Here is a 19255-nt window from a genome sequence, read left to right as displayed (position 1 = left end):
TACGCTCTGTAAGAGGTGAGGCATTAGCATCATATAGTTTTGTGTCAGCAAAACAGGTTAGGAAATGTAATGGCTAATATCTGCCTAATAGAAGACGATGGAATGATCCGTGATTCTTTGAAACGGATTCTAGAGAAAATGGGCCACAGCGTTACAATTGCGATTAATGGTCGTGAGGGCCTTAATGCGGTGGACAAGATGCCTTTTGAGGTTGTTATCACAGATATAATTATGCCTGAAGTTGAGGGTATTGAAGTGATCCGCACTGTTAAGGAAAAATCCCCTAAAACACGCATCATTGCCATGTCGGGTGGGGGTCGTGTAGGAAATACGGATTTTTTGAAAGTTGCCAAAAATTTAGGTGCAGATGAAATTGTTTATAAACCTGTTACAAAAACCGAGTTTCTAAATGCCCTGAATGGGTGTTTGAGAGGGTGACTTAATTTAAGAAGCTTTGTTAAAGTGACGTAATGCAGGTACCTTTGGTAACCTGCTTTTTTATTAGTCAGATATAACACGGGAATAGAGGCTCTCCACCTTAAACTCAAGGGCACCCCAAGGTAATTCAAGCGGGCTGGCGATTGCTTCACCACTGATATAACTTATTCCAGCGCCTATGGCCGTGGCGGCCAACGCGACAGAGTGAACCCCTTCGGTAAACGACAGTATGTGGACACTATCGGCCTCAGTTGCTAGCTGGGTAATGTTTTCTGTAATATTGGCACTTGTAGTCAACACGTCATCTACATGTAGGCCAATGGCTGAACCACCTGCTTTTTTAATCACAGATGAAAGGCTTTTGTTGCCAGTAATTCTGAAATTTATGGTGCGGCAATATGGTTTCACTGCGATTGTTAGTTTTTGTATGGTTTCAGCAGATGTATTTTCGGTTATGCCGTGTATCCCGATCAAAAGCTGTTTGCGTTCAACTAGAGTAAGGGGCTTGAGTTTGCTGGTAATTTGGGCAAAATGCTGATCGGAAAGAATGGTGTTTGCGTGTAAGGGCATATAGAGCATGCAGTCCGCATCTGGTCCGGTAAACTCTGGTAAATCAGCTAAAACTTTCCGAACAATCAAGTTATCGACAACAAAAGATCCATGTTGGGTTTCGGAGCCAGTGTTAACCTCAACAATGCCAGACGGCAAATGCCGGATAATGCTGCAACGATAAATATCAATAAGCTGTTTTGGGACATTCCATACTGGGAAATAAGCAACCTCTGCGTCTGGCGCGATTTGTTTTTCCACATCCAGACGAATACTCTCGGCTTCAGTTTGCTTTACGGATTCTTCTGCAGGCACGCTGGTTGTTGTGGTTGGTGTGTCTGTGGCATTTTCACTATCGTCTGTGGCTTCAATGTCATCGGTATCTTTAAGGAGACTTGAGATGCCTCGGCTTATAATATTTGCTGCACGTCGGACGCGTCGTAATTCACTATGATACTCTTTTAAGGTTTCATCAGTATCTGGCACTTTTGATATGGCTGAAAAAAACTGGTCACATGTACCGCGTAAAGCGGCTATTTGACGTACTAAGCTATGATCAATTTGCTCGGGTTTGCATGCGGCATAATTATCCCGAGATACTATCGTGCTCTGTCCTTCGCTGTCTTCAAGAGTAAAGAGCGCTTTCTTTAGAGCACTATCATTCGTTACATTTGCCATATCAACAGATAAGGCCGATAAACTTATTTGAAGTTTTTGTAAGTGAATATCATTGCTGAATATTTTTTCAAAAACATGAGCCGCGATACGTTTGCAGAAATTTGTCATTTCAATCAGATCACGGTCCGTACATATGATATAGTAACTGAGTGCCTCACGGCGTATCAGAATGTCATTAGCTCCAAGTTTGCTTTTTAAAATCCGGCCAATGTGTACTTCAAGTATAGGTACAAGCTCTGGCCATTTGTCTTTGAAATGTTCTCTGGCAGCACGTTGGTTGCCAATCATGAAGTGGACAGCAAGCACAGGGTCAGGCGCGCCATAAAGCTGCTGGTATTTTTGAATGGACTCTGTTTTTACCCGTATTGATTGCATTTTCAGTATCCTTACTGACCCCACCCAGAATCAGTTATTTAATCATGCCATATACTAGTTAATGGGAAGTTCACAGGATTTGGCGAGGGTATTTACAAATCATAAACCTGAAAGTTGTAGTCTATCATTGAGGGGTAATCTAATGTGGAGTGATGAGGATGGTACAATATAGCGCTACCACCAAATACCACGAATTTTTAGGGGCTGTAACACAGCACGCTGCAGAAGGTATTCTTGCCTATTCGCGTTCAGGTAAAGTGATTCTCGCCAATAACGCTCTTGGTAAAATATTTGGTGTTGATAGTTTGGACATTGAACGCCAAAACCTTATCGACCTGATCCCGGATACAGAAGATAAAGAAAATATTCTGACACGCTTGTTTTTGCGATCTACATCTCAGCAGGAAGAGGCATTTGAATTTACCATTTTGCAGGCAACGGGTAACCTTTTGCCTGTTGATGTTATGGTTGGGTATACAAAATTATCTGACGGAGAAGAGGTTTTTATTGCCAACTGGCGTGATATATCAGAGCGCCGAAAAACAGAAGAGCGGCTTGTGCGACAAGCTGAAATTATTAATCAGATGCATGATGCTATTCTCGTGGCGGACCCGGATTTTAGGGTTATGGAATGCAATAAAGCGCTTGAACACATATTGCATATTCCAAAAGCCAAACTCTTGGGGAAAAATTTGTATGATCTGGTGCATACACAATTTCCGGGCGATATGAAACCGGAAGATGTTTGGGAGATTGCAGTTAGCAAAGGTCGCTGGCACGGGATAGTTGGGGTTACAAATTCTGTGGGTGCTTTGGTTCAAATGGACTGCGTTTTATTTCCGATGCGTGACAGCAAAGATGAAATTTCTTATTTTATATCCGTTGCAAGGGACATTACAGAAAGGCTGGAAACGGAGCGCCGTATTCAGGAGACCCAGCGGATAGAATCGCTAGGGCGGCTTGCAGGTGGGGTCGCACATGATATTAACAATCTGTTGTTTCCTATTTTCCTTAACCTTGAGGAAGCCGCAGATGATGTTGAAGCTGGAACGGACCTAGAGGAGGCTGTGACAGCTATTCGGGCATCTATGGATGCCTGTATGAAGATCAAACAGATGATTGAGCAAATTCTGCACTTTTCACGTGATAATACAGAACGTGAAGAAGTACTGGATATGGCAGTTGTAGTTCAGGAAGCTTGGAAGCTAACAAAAATGATCATTCCTTCTTCGCTGAAAACCGAGGTTTCTATTCAAGGTGCGTCTGGGTACATGCTAGGTAATGCCATTCAGTTAAGCCAGATATTGCTGAATCTTGTCTCAAACGCTGTTGCTGCCATTGCGCAGGGGCCGGGGCTTATTTCTATAACGTTGGAGCAGAAGCGTGCAGATGATATCGCAAAACCGCGTTATTATGCCATCCGACATGAAATGTATGCAGTGCTTTCTGTAACAGATACGGGGTGTGGCATTCCTAAAAATATAATGGGGCGTATTCTGGATCCGTTTTTTACTACAAAAGGCGTAGGGGAAGGAACAGGCCTTGGCCTTACAGAGGTTGCAGGTATCGTGCGTGATTATGACGGCGCTATAAATATCAATAGTAAAGTAGGACAGGGCACGACCATTTCAATTTATTTTCCGGTCTCCTCTGCTCTTGAAACGAAGGTTATCTAACATAGTTTCTGTGTAAGAACTGGTTCATCTTAGATACATACTATTATTATACTTTGCAGGCTTGTGTTGGTTTAAGCCGATATGATCCAGTGTAGCTGCAGCGGTTATGGGAGATATTCTTTGTATAGATATATAAGCGTTTTATGTGTTTGGCTGTTTATTGCGGTATCCGCAAGCGCCGCTGAGTTGCCGCAGACAGGTGCTGCACAGGCTGGTTTTGATAAAGCGACCCTTGATAAAATGGATGCTCATTTTAATGGCTATGTAGATAGCGGCAAATTTTCTGGATATACCAGTATTGTTGCACGTAAAGGACAGGTTGTGCATGCCAATACGTATGGTATGGAAGACATATCAGGGAATGAACCGATGCAGCCAGATAGTCTGTTTCGTATTTATTCCATGACAAAGCCAATCACGGGTGTGGCCTTGATGATGCTGTATGAAGAAGGCAAATTTAAACTGGATGATCCAGTATCAAAGTATTTGCCTTCCTTTAAAAACCAGCGGGTTTTTTCGGGGCTTACGGAAGAGGGTAACATTGAAACTGTGCCTGCACGCCGTGCCACGACCATCCGTGATTTACTCCGCCATACAGGTGGCCTTAGTTACGGTGTATTTAGTGATACCCCGGTTGATATGATGTACCGCGATACGGGCATAACTACCGGTTTGTTTGCAGAAGGTGAGGAAGAAAGCACGGGGACAGAAAAGCCTGATCTAGCCAGCTTGACCAATAAACTTGGCGGAATGCCGCTTTTATATCAACCCGGTGATGCGTGGGTTTACTCTCTTGGGGTTGATGTACAAGGCAGGCTTATTGAGGTTCTTTCTGGGCAAACTCTTGATGTGTTTTTTAAAGAACGCATTTTCAAGCCACTTGATATGAAAGATACGGGCTTTTCTGTTCGCAGCGACCAAATTGATAGGTTTGTGGAAATATACGCACTTGATCAGGACAAAAAGCTGGTACCGTACCGCGGCGAATTTTATTGGGATTTCACTAAAACACCGTTGGTACTATCTGGCGGTGGTGGTTTGCTTTCAACCGCGCGTGACTATTTACGGTTTGCCCAGATGATGGCGAATGGTGGCACGTTGGATGGCGCTCGCCTTTTAAAGCCTGAAACAGTTGCCATGATGACCCAGGATCAATTGCCGGGAGAGTTGAATGGTATTTCAGGTAAGGGTGCAGTTGGCTTTGGGCTTGATTTTGCTGTTGTGAAAGACACCGATATTTTAAAAAGCCCAGGCCGAAAAGGTGAATATTACTGGAGCGGTATGGCTAATACTATTTTCTGGGTTGATCCAGAGGAAGATATTGTCGCGGTTATGCTGGTGAATGTTCTACCGTTTGGCATTTATACCCTGCGGGAAGAGATGCGTGACTATGTGTATGGTGCTTTGAAACAGTAAGCATCCTTTATAATCTGCAGTGGGAAGGGTTGCCTTAGGCGGCCCTTTTTCTATTCGGCGATATTGAAAGTGAATTTATAGCGCACGTTTTTAATATCTTGCGCTTTTCCGTCCATCACCTTGGGTGCATAGCGGAAACCGGAAGCTGCTTTGACGCTAACCTCATCAAACACACCTTCGGGTACAGATTCGATTATTTTAATAGACGCCGGGTCTATAGTGCCATCAGCCAGCACGGTCATGCTGACTATAACATGGCCATTAATTTTTTGCTCTACAGCTGCAGAGGGATATTGTGGCTGTGTTGGCACTACCGGCAAGTAGTTTTCGGTATTGAGGTTTTGCTTGCGTGTTATTTTTATCGGGGCACGTGCTGTTGCAACCTCTCTGAAGCTAGTGTCTGGCAGGTCTGCATCAGCTTTAAAGTCAGCGCAGGCCTGAAAGCTGTTCTGGGTATTAAGTTCTGCCTGCTCAATACTAGCTGTATTTTGGTAAAGCAAGGCTGCATAGAGCTTGCAATACGGGGTATTGTAGCCCTTGTCGATGACACGGGCCAAGGCGCTGCGGGTATTTTCTGTATCCCCTAATTCGTGGTACGATGAGATGATCATAGAATATAGATTGGTGATATTACCGTGAGCCGTGGTCTTTTCGTGACCGGGAAGGGCCTTTTCAGCCGCGTCAATGGTCGCTCTGTAGTTTTTTAAGGCATAATATACCTGCGCAAGGTATCGCATGTTAGCGGCTGCTACAGGACCGGGAATAGTTTTTTGCCATGCTTCATAGTATGTGAGTGCGGCATCATAGTTTGCTTCTGTGAAGTAAAGCTGAGACACGGCATATAGAATTTGCGTTTCAATATTAGGTGGAATGTTGTCCCGGTATTCCAGAATGTGAAGGTAAGCATCAATAGTTGCAGGTTTATCATTCAGGGTAAAGGCAATGGCGGCCTTCATTTGCCAAAGCACAGCTTTTTCATAATTGTTGGTGGCTGGATCTGTAATTACAGTATCCGCAAGGCTTTTGGCCGCTTCATAGTCTTTGATATCAACAAGCTCTTGCACTTCCTGCGTTTTTTTATGCACTTCAAGGCTCATTGCAGGAACTCTGCGAGCCTCTTGTGCTTGGGCAAAAGCTGGTGTTGTGCTCGCTATTGCCGTTCCTAAAACCACCATTACAGCAAAGGCGGCTTTGTTGACCACTGCCCGGATGTTTTTTAGTGCCATTAACTGTACCCCCTAATTATTTGCTAGCAGAATACAAGCCTGTGATTAGGGGGCAAGCCTAAAGTCTATTTCACAACAATCCGCTCTGTTGTGTAGCCTGCTTTTTTAGCGCCATCTACAAGGCGTATCAGCATGCCTATATGGCTGTTTTCACTGGGCAGTAGTACTACTGGCAGGTCTGGTTTTTCTGTATGTTTCTGCTTCATGAGGGCCTCAACTGACCAAATATCAATAGGGCGCGTTTGGTGTATGAAGCTATTGCTATCTGATACTTGAAATATAAGAGGCTGGTTTGGGCTGTTGGAAGGTTCAGAGATCATGGGTTCAGGGTGGTTGATATGAAGCCCATGCTCTGACACATATTGTGCTGTGACAATAAAAAAGATCAGCATAATAAACACAATATCCAGCATAGGGGTCATGTCGGGTTTTGCCTCGCCGACTGTTGTGGTTCTGTATCTCATCTGCCCCTCCTATTCACCGGCCATAGTATAAACCATGCGGTAGCGGTTACCGTGTGACCAAACCGGCACACCGTTGACTACTGTGGGTTTATAGCGAAATTTGGCTATAGCCTTTAGGGCAGAGTTGTTGAACATGGTTTTAGGCTCAGCATCGATCACTGTGGTATTTTGAACCATGCCCATAGGGTCAACATCAAATTCAAGCACGACCCATCCACTAATGCCTTGTTTTGCTGCGCGCGGCGGATATGCGGGATTAACTCTGACTATCGGAATTTTTGCGCCGTCTGCCAAACCGGGGTCGAAAGATTCTTTGATGACAGGTGGTTCGGGCAGAGTAAGTGGGGGTAGTGGCGTAACCTTGTTATCTGTTCCCTTTGGTAGCGGTTCCCCTTTAGGCGGGTCCGCGATCACAGGCGGTTCAACGATACGGTCTATTACGTTTGGGTCTATAGGTGGCTCCTGATCAATTATAAAGTCTATAAATACAAACGGTTTTACGGGTGTATCCATAAAACCATCATCATTTGCTGCCAGCATTTGCATCAGGCCAAACAGGGCGAATGTGGTGCCTGCGGCAATACCGGTTATAGGCATATAGCGTGTAAATGTCATGGTTCCCCTCCATTAATGTGATAACATAACAATATTACATTACTAAAGATTAATAAAGTTATAATGTAACATAACGGAAAGCTCTTATAAGGAGGCCTATGGCGCACTGAAGGAAAAAGTAGCAAACCTTGGGGCGTGTTTATATGTTTTAGCGATTATGCTCTGTAGCCATAAAAAAACGGCGCCGTGGTTGGCGCCGTTTTCTGTTTTGATAAGGCAACAGGTTTTATCTACCCGTTAGCATTTTTTCGCGCTCTTCTTCGGCTTTAAGATAAGATTTCCACTGCGTGATTGTTTTCTTGTCACGGCGGTCATCGGCTAACTTAGAAGCATCGGCAAAAGCGTCACGGGCATCATCATACCGCTTTAGTTCGGTAAGAGCCTGACCGCGCATCATAGTGGTGGTAAAGAGCTTTTCTTTTGCTTCTTTGGCTTTGTCTTTTTTAAAGCCTTCAATAGCACTGTCAAAAGCGTCAACCGCCCCTTTCATATTATCAAGCTGCATTTGAACCTGACCAATTTGAAGCCACAGGGCTGCATCCGCATCAAGAGATGCAGATTTGGTCAGAGGTGCAATCGCCTTTTTGTAGTCATTGGCCTGCATATAACACTGACCAAGGGTACGAAGGTTTTTGGCATTCTGTTCAACACGCTTTTCCTTGAAGGCTTTTTCCAGAACCCAAGCGCATTTAATAGGTGCTTCACGGGCCATCTGAATCTGAGCCATCTGGAGAAGTTGTATTTCCTTATCATCAAGGAAACCTTGCTTATAGGCAGCTTCAGTTATTGAGTAAGAGGTTTTGTCTTCCCCAAGTTCCTGATAAACACCTGCCAGCTGAATCCAGTATAGTGGTTTTGGCCAGTTAATAAGCAGTGTCTCAAGTACATCACGCACTTTATCATACTGGTTAAGTTCCCAGTGTGCTGAAAGTGCGAGCTGATACCAGTTTTCCTTCACTTCAACAGTATCAAGTGATTTTGCTGTATTGATAGCAGCATAAAGATAGTCCAGCGACTTTTTATAGTCGCCGAGTGTGTAATGCAGCTGTGCAATGAACACCTGATTGCTAACGCTAATGATAGAAGGATCAACCTGTTTTTCCCAGATACCAACATATTTAAGGGCTTTGTCATACTGTTCTTCAGTGAAGTACAGCTGGGCCAGCCCGTAAATAATGTTCAGTTCAAGCGCAACAGGAATACTGTCTTTGTATTTTAGGATTTGCTCATAGGCATGAATAGTGCCCTGAGTGTCTTCCTTGCCGTATGAGATCATGGCTTTTATTTGCCATACAACAGCACGTTCGTAATCATTGATATTGCGTTTTTCCAAAGCTTCCTGAAGAAGGGCTTCAGCAGTTACAACATCATCAAGGTCCAGTGCTTCCTGGGCCTTTTGTACCTTTTTATGAATATCCAGGCTCATGGCCGGTACTTTGCGGGTTTCTTGCTGTGACGCTTGCTCTTCCTGAGCATAAACAGCAGAACCGCCAGATACCGTTAGAGAAGTCGCAGTAACTATTGCTACTGCGGCCAATGCCATTGGCAAGGATTTTATGGTCTTGATAAAGTTCATGACTTTCTCCTGCCCCTAGTTATTCAGCCAGATCGAACGTGAATTTATAGCGCACGCCGGTCACTTTCTGGCCTTTTCCATTGACGACCTTAGGCTTGTATTTAAACTTTTGAGCAGCCTTGATAGACTCGCGCTCAAAATAGCCTTTTGGGTCAGCCTCGATAATTAGAATGCTATCAGGTGGAACAGAGCCATCTTCAGCCACTGTTAATTCCACAATAACATATCCTTCAATACCGCGCTCGTTTGCACGACGTGGATACTGTGGTTGAACCCGTACAAGCGGCAAATAGTCACCGTCTGAACTTGGACCAAGGTCAATAGAACCCAGTTCAACACCAGAACCAGCATTGGCGCGGCCAATGGAAAGGTTCAGTTTGTCAGGGCCTTGCAAGTCCACTTGCGGGGTATCAATTTCCGGCGGAGGCGCTTCTACCTCTGGCGGTTTTTCTACTTGCCGCTCCATGCGCTGAGGCGGCTGGTCTTCAATGTCCTGAACGACATCAATCATTCTGAACTTTTTATCTTCATCGATGTTAACTTCACCGTCACCCGCAACAAGTAAATTCATTACGAAAAACAGGCCAAAGGTAATGCCTGTCGCTGCAACAAGTGAGGTGGCTACTCGAGCAATCATTACTTTCTCTCCGTAGCTATAGCAATTGTTTCAACACCAGCGTCACGAATGGCGTCATATACTTTCATGACCAGACCAGATTTTGATTCTTCATCAGCTTGAATTGCAACAGTCCCTTTCGGGTTTTCTGCGTGTAGTTTTTCAACATTTGCACGCAGTGCATCAAGTTTGACTTCTTGCTGGTTGATATGAATTTTATCTTCAGACGTGACGGCAACCAGAATACTAACCTGACTTTGCTGTAAAGCAGTTTCGGCTTCTGGCTTGATAACAGTAACCCCAGCCTCTTTTACGAAGACCGCGGTAACAATGAAGAAGATCAACATAATGAACACGATGTCGAGCATCGGGGTCATGTTGATTTCGGTATCTTCTTCTTGTTGAGCGTGGTTACGCATTGTTTTCTCCAATTCGCCCCTATAATTAGGTGCTTCGCCCTGAAAGGCGGGGGATACCCCCGCCAGCGATGTTTATTTCTTCGGGGTCATGATGATCTGGTCATCACTCACGCCGGTGGCCTTTGCTGCATCATAGATACGTATTGCAAGACCAAGGTGTGAGCCCTCAGAGGCCTGAATCACGACCGGTGCTTTTGGGCGCTCAACGCTTTCTTTTTTGATGATGGAAGAAATCGAAGAAACATCTACACGAACAAAGTCGTGTGTGATTCGATTTGCATCATCAATAATGAAAGCTATTGCGCGCTTTTCATCATCCGGTGGCGGAGGATCATTTTGTGTATTCTGATCTTCCGGCTTATTGATCTCCAGACCAGATTCTTTCACGAAAGAGGCAGTCACGATGAAGAAGATCAACATGATAAACACGATGTCAAGCATCGGGGTCATGTTAACTTCTGCTTCTTCCTCTCCCTTTGAGAACTTACGCATTAGTTATGCTCCAATTGGTCTAGTGGTCCATGGTCAGGCTGTCTTCAAGCCGTTCCGATTCCGTTTTTGCACGACGTTCAATGTAGGTAGACAGGAATACGCCTGACAGTGCAGCAACCATACCCGCCATTGTCGGGATTGTTGCTTTTGACACACCTGCCGCCATGGCACGTGCGTTTGAACTGCCTTGTGATCCCATTACGTCAAACACTTCGATCATACCTGTAACAGTACCGAGAAGGCCCACAAGTGGACAAAGCGCAACAAGCGTCTTGATGAGGTTCACACCCTGAAACAGGTTGTGGTTAGCCTCTGAAACCATCGCAGCACGAATTTTGTGTGCATACCATGATCTCCGCTCGCTGCGAGCTTCCCAAGCATCGATTACCCGGTTTTTTTGCTTTTTATATTCAAGCGACAAAAACCACAGGCGTTCAACAATGAGTACCCACATAATGAACGTGACCGCGAGGATCAGGAACAGGACGTCGCCGCCCCGCTCCATAAATGCCCGGATCGCGTCAAATGCTTCATTAAGCGCTAGCATTCGCGTGCTCTTTCTCTGCATGCACTGCAACGATGCCAGCAGATTGTTCTTCGAGAACGTGGATAACGCCCTTTGAAGAACCTGACACAAAGCTGTGTAGCAAGAGCGTAGGAATAGCCACAACAAGACCTTCCACTGTTGTCATCAAGGCAGCAGAAATACCACCAGCCATCTGGCTTGGGTCACCGGTACCGAACAGTGTAATGGCTTGGAAGGTTTCGATCATACCTGTAACAGTACCAAGGAGACCAAACAGTGGCGCAACAGCAGAAATCAACTTGATCAGCGTCAGGAACCGCTCAAGAGCAGGAGTTTCCTTAAGAATCGCTTCATCAAGTTTCAGTTCAAGTGTTTCAACATCAACAGACTTGTTGTTTTCATAAACAGCAAGAACACGACCAAGTGGGTTGTTGGTGTTTGCAACATCAGAACGAATCTGCTTTTTCACTTTGCCGGTAACAAGTGCCAGATAGAACCACTGGAATACAGCAAGAACAACACCGATTGCACCAAGTGCCAGTGTCAGGTAACCAATCAGGCCACCTTGATCAAGGCGTTCCATAATAGTTGGTTTTTCAACTTCGAGGTTCAGAAGCTGACCACGTGTTGGGTCAATACCAAGGGCATGAAGACCAGTTGTCGCATTTTCAAACGCTGAAACAGTGCTTGTAAAGCGTGAAGAAGGCTGACGCTGAAGCTCAGAGATTTCGCCTTTAGAGTTCATCTGAAGGTATTTGCCGTCACCAACAATAACAAAGTCACCAACACGGGTAACATCCATTGTTTGGGTGTTGCCGTCATTCAGGCGAACATCCGCAGAGAAAGTCTTAACTTGGCCGGAACCAACCATTTCAAGCATCATCTGTGCTGGCCATGCACGAATTTCATTCAGCGTTGGCAGATCAGATGATTCTGAGGCTTTTTCAACAAGCGTATCAATCTCAGCCATACGGCCAGGATTGTCGAGTGTGATGTGCGATGTTGAAATTGTAGACCGTGCATCACCGGCAGCTTGCTGGAGAACACCGAACAGCTCGCTGAGCTGGCCAAGACGTTCACGCTGTACTTCAAGCTGGCGAGTAATTTCAGCTTCGTTTTGACGGCGTGCTTCTTCAAGACGCGCACTTTCACGCTCGAGCTCAGCCTGTTTGGCTTCAGCTTTAGTGAGCAGTGACTGCTGATCTTGTTTTGCTTTCAGGAATTCCTGTTCGCGTTGTTTGTGCGCAGCTGATTCTGAAACCGTACCATTACGTACTTTGTTCAGAAGGCTTTGCATATCAGCATCTTGTGCTTGAGCTGAACCGGTCAGGCCAAGAGCAATAATAGCTACTGAGGTTAAAATCTTTTTCATGGTTCTATTTCCCCTCTGGCGCTTCTATCGGCAGTACAACAATATCCTGCTGTGTACGGCGCTGGGCGATTTTGATCAACTGCTTGATAGGTGCGGTGAATTCACCGTCAAGAACTTCCCAAGACCCTTTTTCAGGGTTCCAAGCGGCTGTTTCTGAACCATCTTTTTTCTGGTAGTAGAAGCCAACACGGCCAATACGTACGAAGTTAACAACACGGCCATCTGGCAGTTGGTCTTCGTAAGCATTGATAGTGCGACCATACTGAACTTCAGCTTTGTAAGCTTCAAGTATAACACGGAAACGCTCTGGATCGCTAACGTTCGGGTTATCCATCGCATCGCGCAGGTTTTCAATGCGGGCTGCGCGTTCTTCTGACTGGAACGGTACGTCAAGTTTAACGAACTCATCCAGATTTTCGATCATCTCTTGCATCAATGGAACAACCTGACGTTTGATTTCGTCAATTTGGCCAATAGAATTTTTGATTTTCTCGATTTCTTGTTTTTGCTTCACAATCACGCGGTTCTGCTGTGCATTGTATGCCTCAAGACCAGCGATGGTCTTCAGCGTGCTTTTGTATTGTGTAAACAATTTGCTTGTAGCATCGACAGTTTTGTCAATTTGTTGCTGTGATGCTTGTGCGATTTTGTTGGCTTGGTTCACCTCGTCTACAATCGACTTCAGACGAGCATCCTGTGCATTTGCAGCAGTAGCTCCTAGAAGGATTGAGGCAACCGCGACCGTAGAGACAGCTATCCGTTTCACTTTAGCCTTATCCATTTTCTGCCCATTTGGGTTTTATTAGCCAAAACTTTGCCTTAATTGCCGGATACCTGACAGTGTCAGAAAAACCAGCGGCGCCATGATGGCAGATTAAACTTCGCAAAGATTAATGTCCTTTTTGAGACACTAAGTCTTTACCCTTCAAAATTGGGAATATTCAGTAAAATAACACGGCTGACCGTATTCTTGGTCAGTCGAGCATTCCATCTGTTTTTAAAGGCTTTCCCGTACCTCTCCCAATTGTGCCGTTCACAAAGCAGTTTAACACTGCCACCTCTTGCTGCTCTGATGCCACACCTGGGATCGCATCGAGCAGTCTATCGTTCTATCAAACGCTAGATAGTAATAGCGTCCGCCAGAGGCTTGTGTCCGACTTGTGGCCTATCATCCAAGAATCTTCTCCGATTCCAAGTAAAAATTTTAAAAATTCTTATCTTATTTCGTTGACAGGCCATTTTTTTAACGATTTACCGCCAAAATATAATGTTATAATATAATAATTATCATTTAATGGAAGCTTTTTGTGCATGAAAGTTTCAAAACATGGTTAATTTTTAGGGTGACCAGAAACGATTCATGGCCAAAAGAGTGATTATTGACGACTGCGTCGTTTTTGCTGCAATTCACGCAGCGCAGCTACAACACCGTGCCACTGATTTTTAGAACTAACAGAAAGAGCCCCTTCCAAGCCAAGGTGGCCAGATAGTTTTAGGGCTAAAGCTCTGTTATCTTCAGATATAGTACTGTGATCACTATCAGTCTGAAATAATACAGAGCTTGATCTTTGAGTAGAAGGCATTAGGTGCACTCCAAATTAAACTAGAAACAAATATTTCTCACCCGAGCGGGGGTATAATATCCATAACTTCTAAAGGACACGTTAATAAGGTGGCAAAGTTATGGCACTATGAGCTTTATTTGCACGGTGGGGTGTGAAAACAAGGTAAATCATTGAAAAATCAAGTGAGTTTAAAGGGGTGCTTATTTAAAAAGTAATGCTAATTTCTTTCGAAATAGGCGTCACTGACCGTAAACCTCTTAACGCATTAGCTATATAGACTGTGTCCGCTGCAAAAAGATCATCCCTTGTTAAGGCCTTTATCTGGATGTCAGGATTGGCCGCAAGCATATGTGCGCGCATTATTCCGGGTAAAAGGCCGCACGCAAGGGGAGGGGTGTACCAGGTTCCATCCTTTACCAGGAAAAGGCTGCTTATAGCACCTTCTGTAAGGTGCCCTGATTCGTTTGAAAATAAAATGTCGCAATAACCAGCTGCACACGCCTGTGCAAATGCTGAATCATAGAGCTTTCTGTTTGTCGTTTTATGGAAAAGGAAGATATTGCGAGAATCAACAGGTGTTGCGGATAAGCAAATAGTCAATTCTTTAGGTGTATGAGCTGTTTCTACCACCGGCATCTTGGCGCTGGTGACAGATGCATGACCATATTTGTCTAATAGTAGCCTGATTCGGTATATAGGGTGCCCCTCTAAAATAGCGAGATGGTCGATCAGGGCTTGCTGAATTTCATGTCTGTTATACTTGAAATCAAAATAGGTGGCACTTGAGGCAAGCCGATCAAGGTGATTCTCTTCAAAGGCGATAGTTCCATTTTCAAGCTTCATGGTTTCTATCAGGCAAAAGTTTGTTGTCTGTGTTTTAGTGAAGGCAGCTTTTAAGAGGCATTCAGCATATTCTTCATCGGCATTGCTGTCCGCAACGATACCACTTCCTATTCCAAGTCGGCCTTTGCCATTTTTCAGGATGAAAGTGCGAATAGGAACACTTAACGACCAGTGATCTTTGTTTGGATGTGATTCTGACTTTGAAAAATGACCAATGGCACCGCAGTATACGCCCCGCGCGTTGGTCTCGAGCGATTGGATAATTTCCATTGCCCGAATTTTAGGGGCGCCAGTTACGGACCCGCACGGGAACATGGCCCTCAGCAACTCAGACGGTGATAGTTTTTCTTTCGCCGTGGCTGTAACGGTTGATGTCATTTGGTGGAGGGTGGCATACTGTTCAGTTGAAAAGAGCGTTTCTACGCGCACACTGGCTGGCATACTGATCCGGCCCATATCATTTCTGATCAGATCAACAATCATCAGGTTTTCGGCGCGTGATTTAAGGTCCTGCTTCAGAAATGCCTGCGTCTCCCGGTCTTCATGCTCTGTCCGGCCCCTTGCTGCGGTGCCTTTCATGGGCCGTGATGTAAGGGTGTCGCCGCGTTTTTCAACAAAAAGCTCTGGTGAAAGGGAAAGTACCTGATAAGTGCCTGTATCGATATAAGCGCTATACCCAACGGGCTGTATAGCCCTTAACTGTGCATATAAAGCGAGAGGGTCGCCCGTTAGTGTGGCCTGCAGAGGGAAGGTATGGTTGATCTGGTAAACATCGCCTGCGGTTATAAAATTTTGTACAGCTTTAAGGGCGGCCTTGTAGCTGGTTTCATTATTGGCAGGTTCTTTGAGGGCCAGTTTATGAAAATGCTGATTACCGTGGTTTGATGTGTGCAATAACTCTCTTACTGCGCGGGGGCTTAATTTTTCCCGGTTTCTGGTGGCTATCATCCAGATAAGAGGCTCCTCAGCCTGCCGGGTTATGGCTACCGCGAGCTTTTTTTCAAAAGCGTGTGCCACTTCATAGGAAATCCAGCCTGCAACAAAGAGGCCCTCTTTGGTGGCGGTGTCAATTTCCGCTAGTGCCTCATCTATTTCATCAAAGCTGGTTGCTGTAATTATTTTTTCAGGGCTGTGGTAGAACCATGAAGCGCCAGCTTTGTGGTCAGCACGGCTATCGTCAAGAAGAACAAACGGGGCTGTACGGAGGTCAGTCATTATGGGTCAAAGTCCGCTCTGAGGTTCCCCAAAATACAGGATTCTGGCTTTCGGTTATAATGCGAAGGCTCTTATGATATGGCAGTGCGCTTGCGTCAACCAAGGCTTTTGCTTTTAAAGACCAAAAAAGGCGACACCAAGCCGCCTTTCATATGCTGCGGTAACCCAAAGGGGTTACATAATGTGATAGCCTTTTAAAAGCCCAGCAATGCTAGCGATCACGATCACGAGCCATGTCAAGAGTGTGCCAACAAAGCGGTAAGGATTACGCCCTTCAAACTTGCCAAATGTTAGGCCGTGCATATAGCGTCCGGCTACAAGTGCAATAGCGAGTAGAAGCACAAGATACTGGCTAACATTATGGTATTCAAGCAGCCACAACAGTAACAGTGCCATTGGCGCATATTCCACCAAGTTGCCTTGTGCACGAATGGCATTCTGCAGTTCAGGATGGCCGCCGTCGCCAACACTGGTTTTGGTTTTCCCGCGTACTTTTGATACATTATAAGAAAGATAAATAAGAAGTAGCCCAATAAAGCTTGCGGCAATAAGTGTAATAGCCATTTTCAAATCCCCCTGTTATGGATACCCTTAGCTTACCCAACTGTAAGTGGTTTGAGGGTGAATAAACTTCAAGGGTAGGTCAAGTATATTGTAAGGAGCGTCACAGTGGCTCATCGGCCAAAGGACAGGTTCAGAGACTGGAATTTATATCATAAATCAGTGGTAGGCTTATTGTGTTCGATTGCTGTGGCCATGGTGGTGCACGCTGCGTTGGTTTATGATGGGGCCTTTCATATAAAGCATGAAAAACTGATTTCGGTGGAAGCTGCAACCCTTTGGCCTTGGATTATAAGTGATGATAACCGGGATCGTTGGACAACAGAACTGATTGATACAGGGGTGCTTTCCGGGGATGCAGGGCAGAAAGGGACAACGCGGCTCCTATTTTGGAAGCGCGGCACAAAGCGCTGGCACTCACTGGAAAAAGTTACAGAGAGCCTCCCTGGTCGTGTTTTTGCGTCATATCAGGAATCTGATATGGATAAGCGCTGGCTAAGAATTGATCTGGTACCTGCGGGTCCCTGTCAGACCCGCGTGGAAATAGAAGAAACAATATTCCCGGTAACTTATAAAGACCGGTTCTGGTTTTTCCTGAGTAAAGATGATCAGGACAAGCGTGTTATTGGTTCGCTTGATGCACTGGATCGTTGGACTGTAAAATCAGAATGTAACCTTACGGAACAGAAGACTGCTCCGTAAAACTTAAGCTCGTTCTACTTCAAAGTCAGAAAAAGCCCATTCATCAATTCGGTCCATTTCGGCTAGAAACAGGTTCTCGGCAGCAACAACAGCTTCTTCTTCGCTGCGCGCATCAACTTCTGTAACCCAGTAAAAGGTGCCATGTGGCAAGCTTGCTTTAAGGGTAACTTTTTGACGTGCCATGTTTTTTGCCTCTTTTGCGGTTAGCCCTGTTTTGTGCGGCGATCATAAAAACTGTTTATGCCGCCGTCCAGTATCATCAGGCAGTAACCGTAAAAAATATGTGAATCAACAGGTTTATAGAGATCTGCCGATCAGTTCTTTCATGATTTCAGAAGTGCCGCCGTATATGCGCTGTACACGGGCGTCTGTAAAGTGATGAGCAATTTCATATTCTGCCATAAAGCCGTAACCACCATGCAGTTGCAGGCAGGTGTCGGCAATACGACCTTGCATTTCTGTGGTCCAAAGCTTTGACATGGCGCCGCCCACGGCATCAAGCTCGCCTTTAAGGTGGCGGCTAATGCACTGATCAATGAAAGCCCAGCCTACCTCAAGCTCTGTTTTCATTTCCGCCATTTTAAACCGTGTGTTTTGAAAATGTAGGATAGGCTTGCCAAACGCTTCACGCTCTTTCACATAATCGAGCGTAATATCAAAGGCACGCTGTGCACTTGCCATGGCAATAACGCCAATTGACAGTCGCTCTTGCGGTAGTTGCTGCATTAGGTACATAAAGCCGGCGCCTTCATGTCCGATAAGGTTTGTTGCCGGTACACGTACTTCATCAAAAAACAGCTCGGATGTATCAGAGGAGTGTTGACCAATTTTATCGAGGTTTCGGCCGCGGCGAAAGCCTTCTCTATCTGCCTCAACGATTATAAGGCTAACACCGTGGGCACCAGCTGCCGCGTCTGTTTTACAGGCAACGATAACAAAATCGCAGTTTTGGCCGTTAGATATGAAGGTCTTGGAGCCCTTAACAACATAATGGTTACCGTCTAGTTTTGCTGTTGTCTTCATGCCCTGAAGGTCACTACCTGTGCCGGGCTCTGTCATGGCAATAGCCCCGACCATTTCGCCACTCGCCATTCTGCTTAGGATACGCTCTTTAAGATCGTCAGACCCATAATGGAGCAAATAGGGAGCAACTATGTCTGAATGAACGGCGATAGCTGCGCCGCCGCCCCGGTTATAGGCCTGTTCTTCATTTATAATGCAGTTTAAACGGTAATCACCGCCTGCACCGCCGTATTCTTCGGATAATTGTGGGCACAGCATTCCTGTTGCACCAAGCTTATTCCAGAAACTGCGAGGAACCTGACCGGCTTTACTCCAGTCTGCATGATTCGGCGCCGCTTCTGTCAGAAAAAACTTTCTAACAGAATCCCTGAAAATATGGTGCTCTTCCTCATAAATGGCGCGGCGTGCAAGCATGATCTGATAATCCCCGTTTTGTTCCCCGATTTCTTATAGGTATGAAATGGCGCAGCTTTGCGTCTCGTCAACCAAGAAAATGGGTGAAACAATTTTAGGGCAGTTATCTAGGCATGCCTTAATTGTTTGTTTTGCGGTAGGAGCGGATAGCCATGTTCATTTCTGTTTGCATGTCACGGCGTTTATTATGCAGGTTTGCAAGGTCTTCATCCCAGCGCAGTCTCTGGTCTTTACTCATGTAAGGTAGCAAAAGCTGGCCGCGCTGATCCATACAGGCAATATATGCATCAACCGTGTCTGAGTAGGCAACAACAGCATCACGTGCAATCCTGATCTGCTCGGCATCGGATGTTTCACCGTTTGGGATAGTAGGGTAATTCACTGGCGGTTCGCCGCAATCTTCTGCAGCGGCAGCCCCCCAGGAGATGAAAGCACTTGTTATTAGTACCAAACAGGTTTTTTTCATGGTCGTAAAGTTCCTTTGATGAATGCTT

At 45.4% G+C, this 19255-nt stretch carries 21 protein-coding genes; 4 read left to right on the top strand and 17 right to left on the bottom strand.

Features of this window, described 5'->3' with window-relative positions:
- Nucleotides 1–69: 69 nt before the first annotated feature.
- A complete protein-coding gene (locus ICL80_RS17025; RefSeq protein WP_194213922.1) occupies nt 70–438 on the top strand; it encodes a response regulator in 369 nt (122 codons plus the stop codon).
- 63 nt (nt 439–501) lie between these two features.
- Here ICL80_RS17025 and ICL80_RS17020 read toward each other — a convergent pair whose 3' ends face one another.
- Nucleotides 502–2040: a hypothetical protein gene (locus ICL80_RS17020; RefSeq protein WP_194213921.1), complete on the bottom strand. Its 1539-nt coding sequence runs from the start codon at nt 2038–2040 to the stop codon at nt 502–504.
- A gap of 158 nt (nt 2041–2198) precedes the next feature.
- Between ICL80_RS17020 and ICL80_RS17015 the strand changes: the two genes are divergently transcribed.
- Nucleotides 2199–3716 carry a PAS domain-containing sensor histidine kinase gene (locus ICL80_RS17015; protein WP_194213920.1) on the top strand — a complete coding sequence of 506 codons (1518 nt, stop codon included), beginning with the start codon at nt 2199–2201 and terminating at the stop codon, nt 3714–3716.
- A gap of 120 nt (nt 3717–3836) precedes the next feature.
- Complete coding sequence (locus ICL80_RS17010; protein ID WP_194213919.1) at nt 3837–5132, top strand: serine hydrolase domain-containing protein; 1296 nt, start codon at nt 3837–3839, stop codon at nt 5130–5132.
- Nucleotides 5133–5182: 50 nt separating this feature from the next.
- Here the strand turns inward: ICL80_RS17010 and ICL80_RS17005 are convergent, their stop codons facing one another.
- The 13 genes from ICL80_RS17005 to ICL80_RS16945 form a co-directional block, all read right to left on the bottom strand.
- Entirely contained in the window at nt 5183–6358 is a 1176-nt protein-coding gene (locus ICL80_RS17005; RefSeq protein WP_194213918.1) for an energy transducer TonB, read from the bottom strand.
- Nucleotides 6359–6423: 65 nt separating this feature from the next.
- Nucleotides 6424–6822, bottom strand: a complete 399-nt coding sequence (locus ICL80_RS17000; protein WP_194213917.1) for an ExbD/TolR family protein — start codon at nt 6820–6822, stop codon at nt 6424–6426.
- 9 nt (nt 6823–6831) lie between these two features.
- Nucleotides 6832–7437, bottom strand: coding sequence for an energy transducer TonB (locus ICL80_RS16995; protein ID WP_194213916.1), 606 nt, complete (start codon nt 7435–7437; stop codon nt 6832–6834).
- 226 nt (nt 7438–7663) lie between these two features.
- Nucleotides 7664–9013, bottom strand: coding sequence for a tetratricopeptide repeat protein (locus tag ICL80_RS16990; RefSeq protein WP_194213915.1), 1350 nt, complete (start codon nt 9011–9013; stop codon nt 7664–7666).
- Between the two features lie 19 nt (nt 9014–9032).
- On the bottom strand, nt 9033–9650 hold the full coding sequence (locus tag ICL80_RS16985; protein ID WP_194213914.1) for an energy transducer TonB: 618 nt from the start codon (nt 9648–9650) through the stop codon (nt 9033–9035).
- Nucleotides 9650–10048 carry an ExbD/TolR family protein gene (locus ICL80_RS16980; RefSeq protein ID WP_194213913.1) on the bottom strand — a complete coding sequence of 133 codons (399 nt, stop codon included), beginning with the start codon at nt 10046–10048 and terminating at the stop codon, nt 9650–9652. The genes ICL80_RS16985 and ICL80_RS16980 overlap by 1 nt, the downstream gene beginning before the upstream one ends.
- A gap of 72 nt (nt 10049–10120) precedes the next feature.
- Nucleotides 10121–10540 carry an ExbD/TolR family protein gene (locus ICL80_RS16975; protein ID WP_194213912.1) on the bottom strand — a complete coding sequence of 140 codons (420 nt, stop codon included), beginning with the start codon at nt 10538–10540 and terminating at the stop codon, nt 10121–10123.
- Nucleotides 10541–10559: 19 nt separating this feature from the next.
- A complete protein-coding gene (locus ICL80_RS16970) occupies nt 10560–11087 on the bottom strand; it encodes a MotA/TolQ/ExbB proton channel family protein (RefSeq protein WP_194213911.1) in 528 nt (175 codons plus the stop codon).
- Entirely contained in the window at nt 11074–12438 is a 1365-nt protein-coding gene (locus ICL80_RS16965; RefSeq protein WP_194213910.1) for a MotA/TolQ/ExbB proton channel family protein, read from the bottom strand. Before ICL80_RS16965 ends, ICL80_RS16970 begins: the two co-directional genes overlap by 14 nt.
- Before the next feature lie 4 nt (nt 12439–12442).
- Nucleotides 12443–13219 (bottom strand): DUF3450 domain-containing protein, encoded by a 777-nt coding sequence (locus tag ICL80_RS16960; protein ID WP_194213909.1) that lies wholly within the window; start codon nt 13217–13219, stop codon nt 12443–12445.
- 595 nt (nt 13220–13814) lie between these two features.
- Entirely contained in the window at nt 13815–14021 is a 207-nt protein-coding gene (locus ICL80_RS16955) for a hypothetical protein (protein ID WP_194213908.1), read from the bottom strand.
- Nucleotides 14022–14207: 186 nt separating this feature from the next.
- Nucleotides 14208–16061, bottom strand: coding sequence for an aminodeoxychorismate synthase component I (pabB, locus tag ICL80_RS16950; protein WP_194213907.1), 1854 nt, complete (start codon nt 16059–16061; stop codon nt 14208–14210).
- A gap of 174 nt (nt 16062–16235) precedes the next feature.
- Nucleotides 16236–16625, bottom strand: coding sequence for an MAPEG family protein (locus ICL80_RS16945; protein WP_194213906.1), 390 nt, complete (start codon nt 16623–16625; stop codon nt 16236–16238).
- 105 nt (nt 16626–16730) lie between these two features.
- Between ICL80_RS16945 and ICL80_RS16940 the strand changes: the two genes are divergently transcribed.
- Entirely contained in the window at nt 16731–17324 is a 594-nt protein-coding gene (locus ICL80_RS16940; protein ID WP_194213905.1) for an SRPBCC family protein, read from the top strand.
- Nucleotides 17325–17327: 3 nt separating this feature from the next.
- Here ICL80_RS16940 and ICL80_RS16935 read toward each other — a convergent pair whose 3' ends face one another.
- The 3 genes from ICL80_RS16935 to ICL80_RS16925 form a co-directional block, all read right to left on the bottom strand.
- Complete coding sequence (locus ICL80_RS16935; RefSeq protein ID WP_194213904.1) at nt 17328–17507, bottom strand: hypothetical protein; 180 nt, start codon at nt 17505–17507, stop codon at nt 17328–17330.
- A gap of 114 nt (nt 17508–17621) precedes the next feature.
- Complete coding sequence (locus tag ICL80_RS16930) at nt 17622–18761, bottom strand: acyl-CoA dehydrogenase family protein (protein WP_194213903.1); 1140 nt, start codon at nt 18759–18761, stop codon at nt 17622–17624.
- A gap of 118 nt (nt 18762–18879) precedes the next feature.
- Nucleotides 18880–19227 carry a hypothetical protein gene (locus ICL80_RS16925; RefSeq protein WP_194213902.1) on the bottom strand — a complete coding sequence of 116 codons (348 nt, stop codon included), beginning with the start codon at nt 19225–19227 and terminating at the stop codon, nt 18880–18882.
- Between the last annotated feature and the right edge of the window lie 28 nt (nt 19228–19255).

Source organism: Kordiimonas pumila, assembly GCF_015240255.1.
Classification (GTDB): Bacteria; Pseudomonadota; Alphaproteobacteria; order Sphingomonadales; family Kordiimonadaceae; genus Kordiimonas; species Kordiimonas pumila.
Note: the sequence above shows the minus strand (reverse complement) of the source record. Positions and strands in the feature narration are given on the sequence as shown.

What these genes read in the sequence shown, in the direction of transcription:
- ICL80_RS17025 (WP_194213922.1), top strand. Translation starts at nt 70, where the DNA reads ATGGCTAATATCTGCCTAATAGAAGACGATGGAATGATCCGTGATTCT.
- ICL80_RS17005 (WP_194213918.1), bottom strand. Translation starts at nt 6,358, where the DNA reads ATGGCACTAAAAAACATCCGGGCAGTGGTCAACAAAGCCGCCTTTGCT.
- ICL80_RS16945 (WP_194213906.1), bottom strand. Translation starts at nt 16,625, where the DNA reads ATGGCTATTACACTTATTGCCGCAAGCTTTATTGGGCTACTTCTTATT.
- ICL80_RS16995 (WP_194213916.1), bottom strand. Translation starts at nt 7,437, where the DNA reads ATGACATTTACACGCTATATGCCTATAACCGGTATTGCCGCAGGCACC.
- ICL80_RS16955 (WP_194213908.1), bottom strand. Translation starts at nt 14,021, where the DNA reads ATGCCTTCTACTCAAAGATCAAGCTCTGTATTATTTCAGACTGATAGT.
- ICL80_RS16925 (WP_194213902.1), bottom strand. Translation starts at nt 19,227, where the DNA reads ATGAAAAAAACCTGTTTGGTACTAATAACAAGTGCTTTCATCTCCTGG.
- ICL80_RS16970 (WP_194213911.1), bottom strand. Translation starts at nt 11,087, where the DNA reads ATGCTAGCGCTTAATGAAGCATTTGACGCGATCCGGGCATTTATGGAG.
- ICL80_RS16965 (WP_194213910.1), bottom strand. Translation starts at nt 12,438, where the DNA reads ATGAAAAAGATTTTAACCTCAGTAGCTATTATTGCTCTTGGCCTGACC.
- ICL80_RS16930 (WP_194213903.1), bottom strand. Translation starts at nt 18,761, where the DNA reads ATGCTTGCACGCCGCGCCATTTATGAGGAAGAGCACCATATTTTCAGG.
- ICL80_RS16935 (WP_194213904.1), bottom strand. Translation starts at nt 17,507, where the DNA reads ATGGCACGTCAAAAAGTTACCCTTAAAGCAAGCTTGCCACATGGCACC.
- ICL80_RS16975 (WP_194213912.1), bottom strand. Translation starts at nt 10,540, where the DNA reads ATGCGTAAGTTCTCAAAGGGAGAGGAAGAAGCAGAAGTTAACATGACC.
- ICL80_RS17000 (WP_194213917.1), bottom strand. Translation starts at nt 6,822, where the DNA reads ATGAGATACAGAACCACAACAGTCGGCGAGGCAAAACCCGACATGACC.
- ICL80_RS17020 (WP_194213921.1), bottom strand. Translation starts at nt 2,040, where the DNA reads ATGCAATCAATACGGGTAAAAACAGAGTCCATTCAAAAATACCAGCAG.
- ICL80_RS16980 (WP_194213913.1), bottom strand. Translation starts at nt 10,048, where the DNA reads ATGCGTAACCACGCTCAACAAGAAGAAGATACCGAAATCAACATGACC.
- pabB (WP_194213907.1), bottom strand. Translation starts at nt 16,061, where the DNA reads ATGACTGACCTCCGTACAGCCCCGTTTGTTCTTCTTGACGATAGCCGT.
- ICL80_RS16960 (WP_194213909.1), bottom strand. Translation starts at nt 13,219, where the DNA reads ATGGATAAGGCTAAAGTGAAACGGATAGCTGTCTCTACGGTCGCGGTT.
- ICL80_RS17015 (WP_194213920.1), top strand. Translation starts at nt 2,199, where the DNA reads ATGGTACAATATAGCGCTACCACCAAATACCACGAATTTTTAGGGGCT.
- ICL80_RS16985 (WP_194213914.1), bottom strand. Translation starts at nt 9,650, where the DNA reads ATGATTGCTCGAGTAGCCACCTCACTTGTTGCAGCGACAGGCATTACC.
- ICL80_RS16990 (WP_194213915.1), bottom strand. Translation starts at nt 9,013, where the DNA reads ATGAACTTTATCAAGACCATAAAATCCTTGCCAATGGCATTGGCCGCA.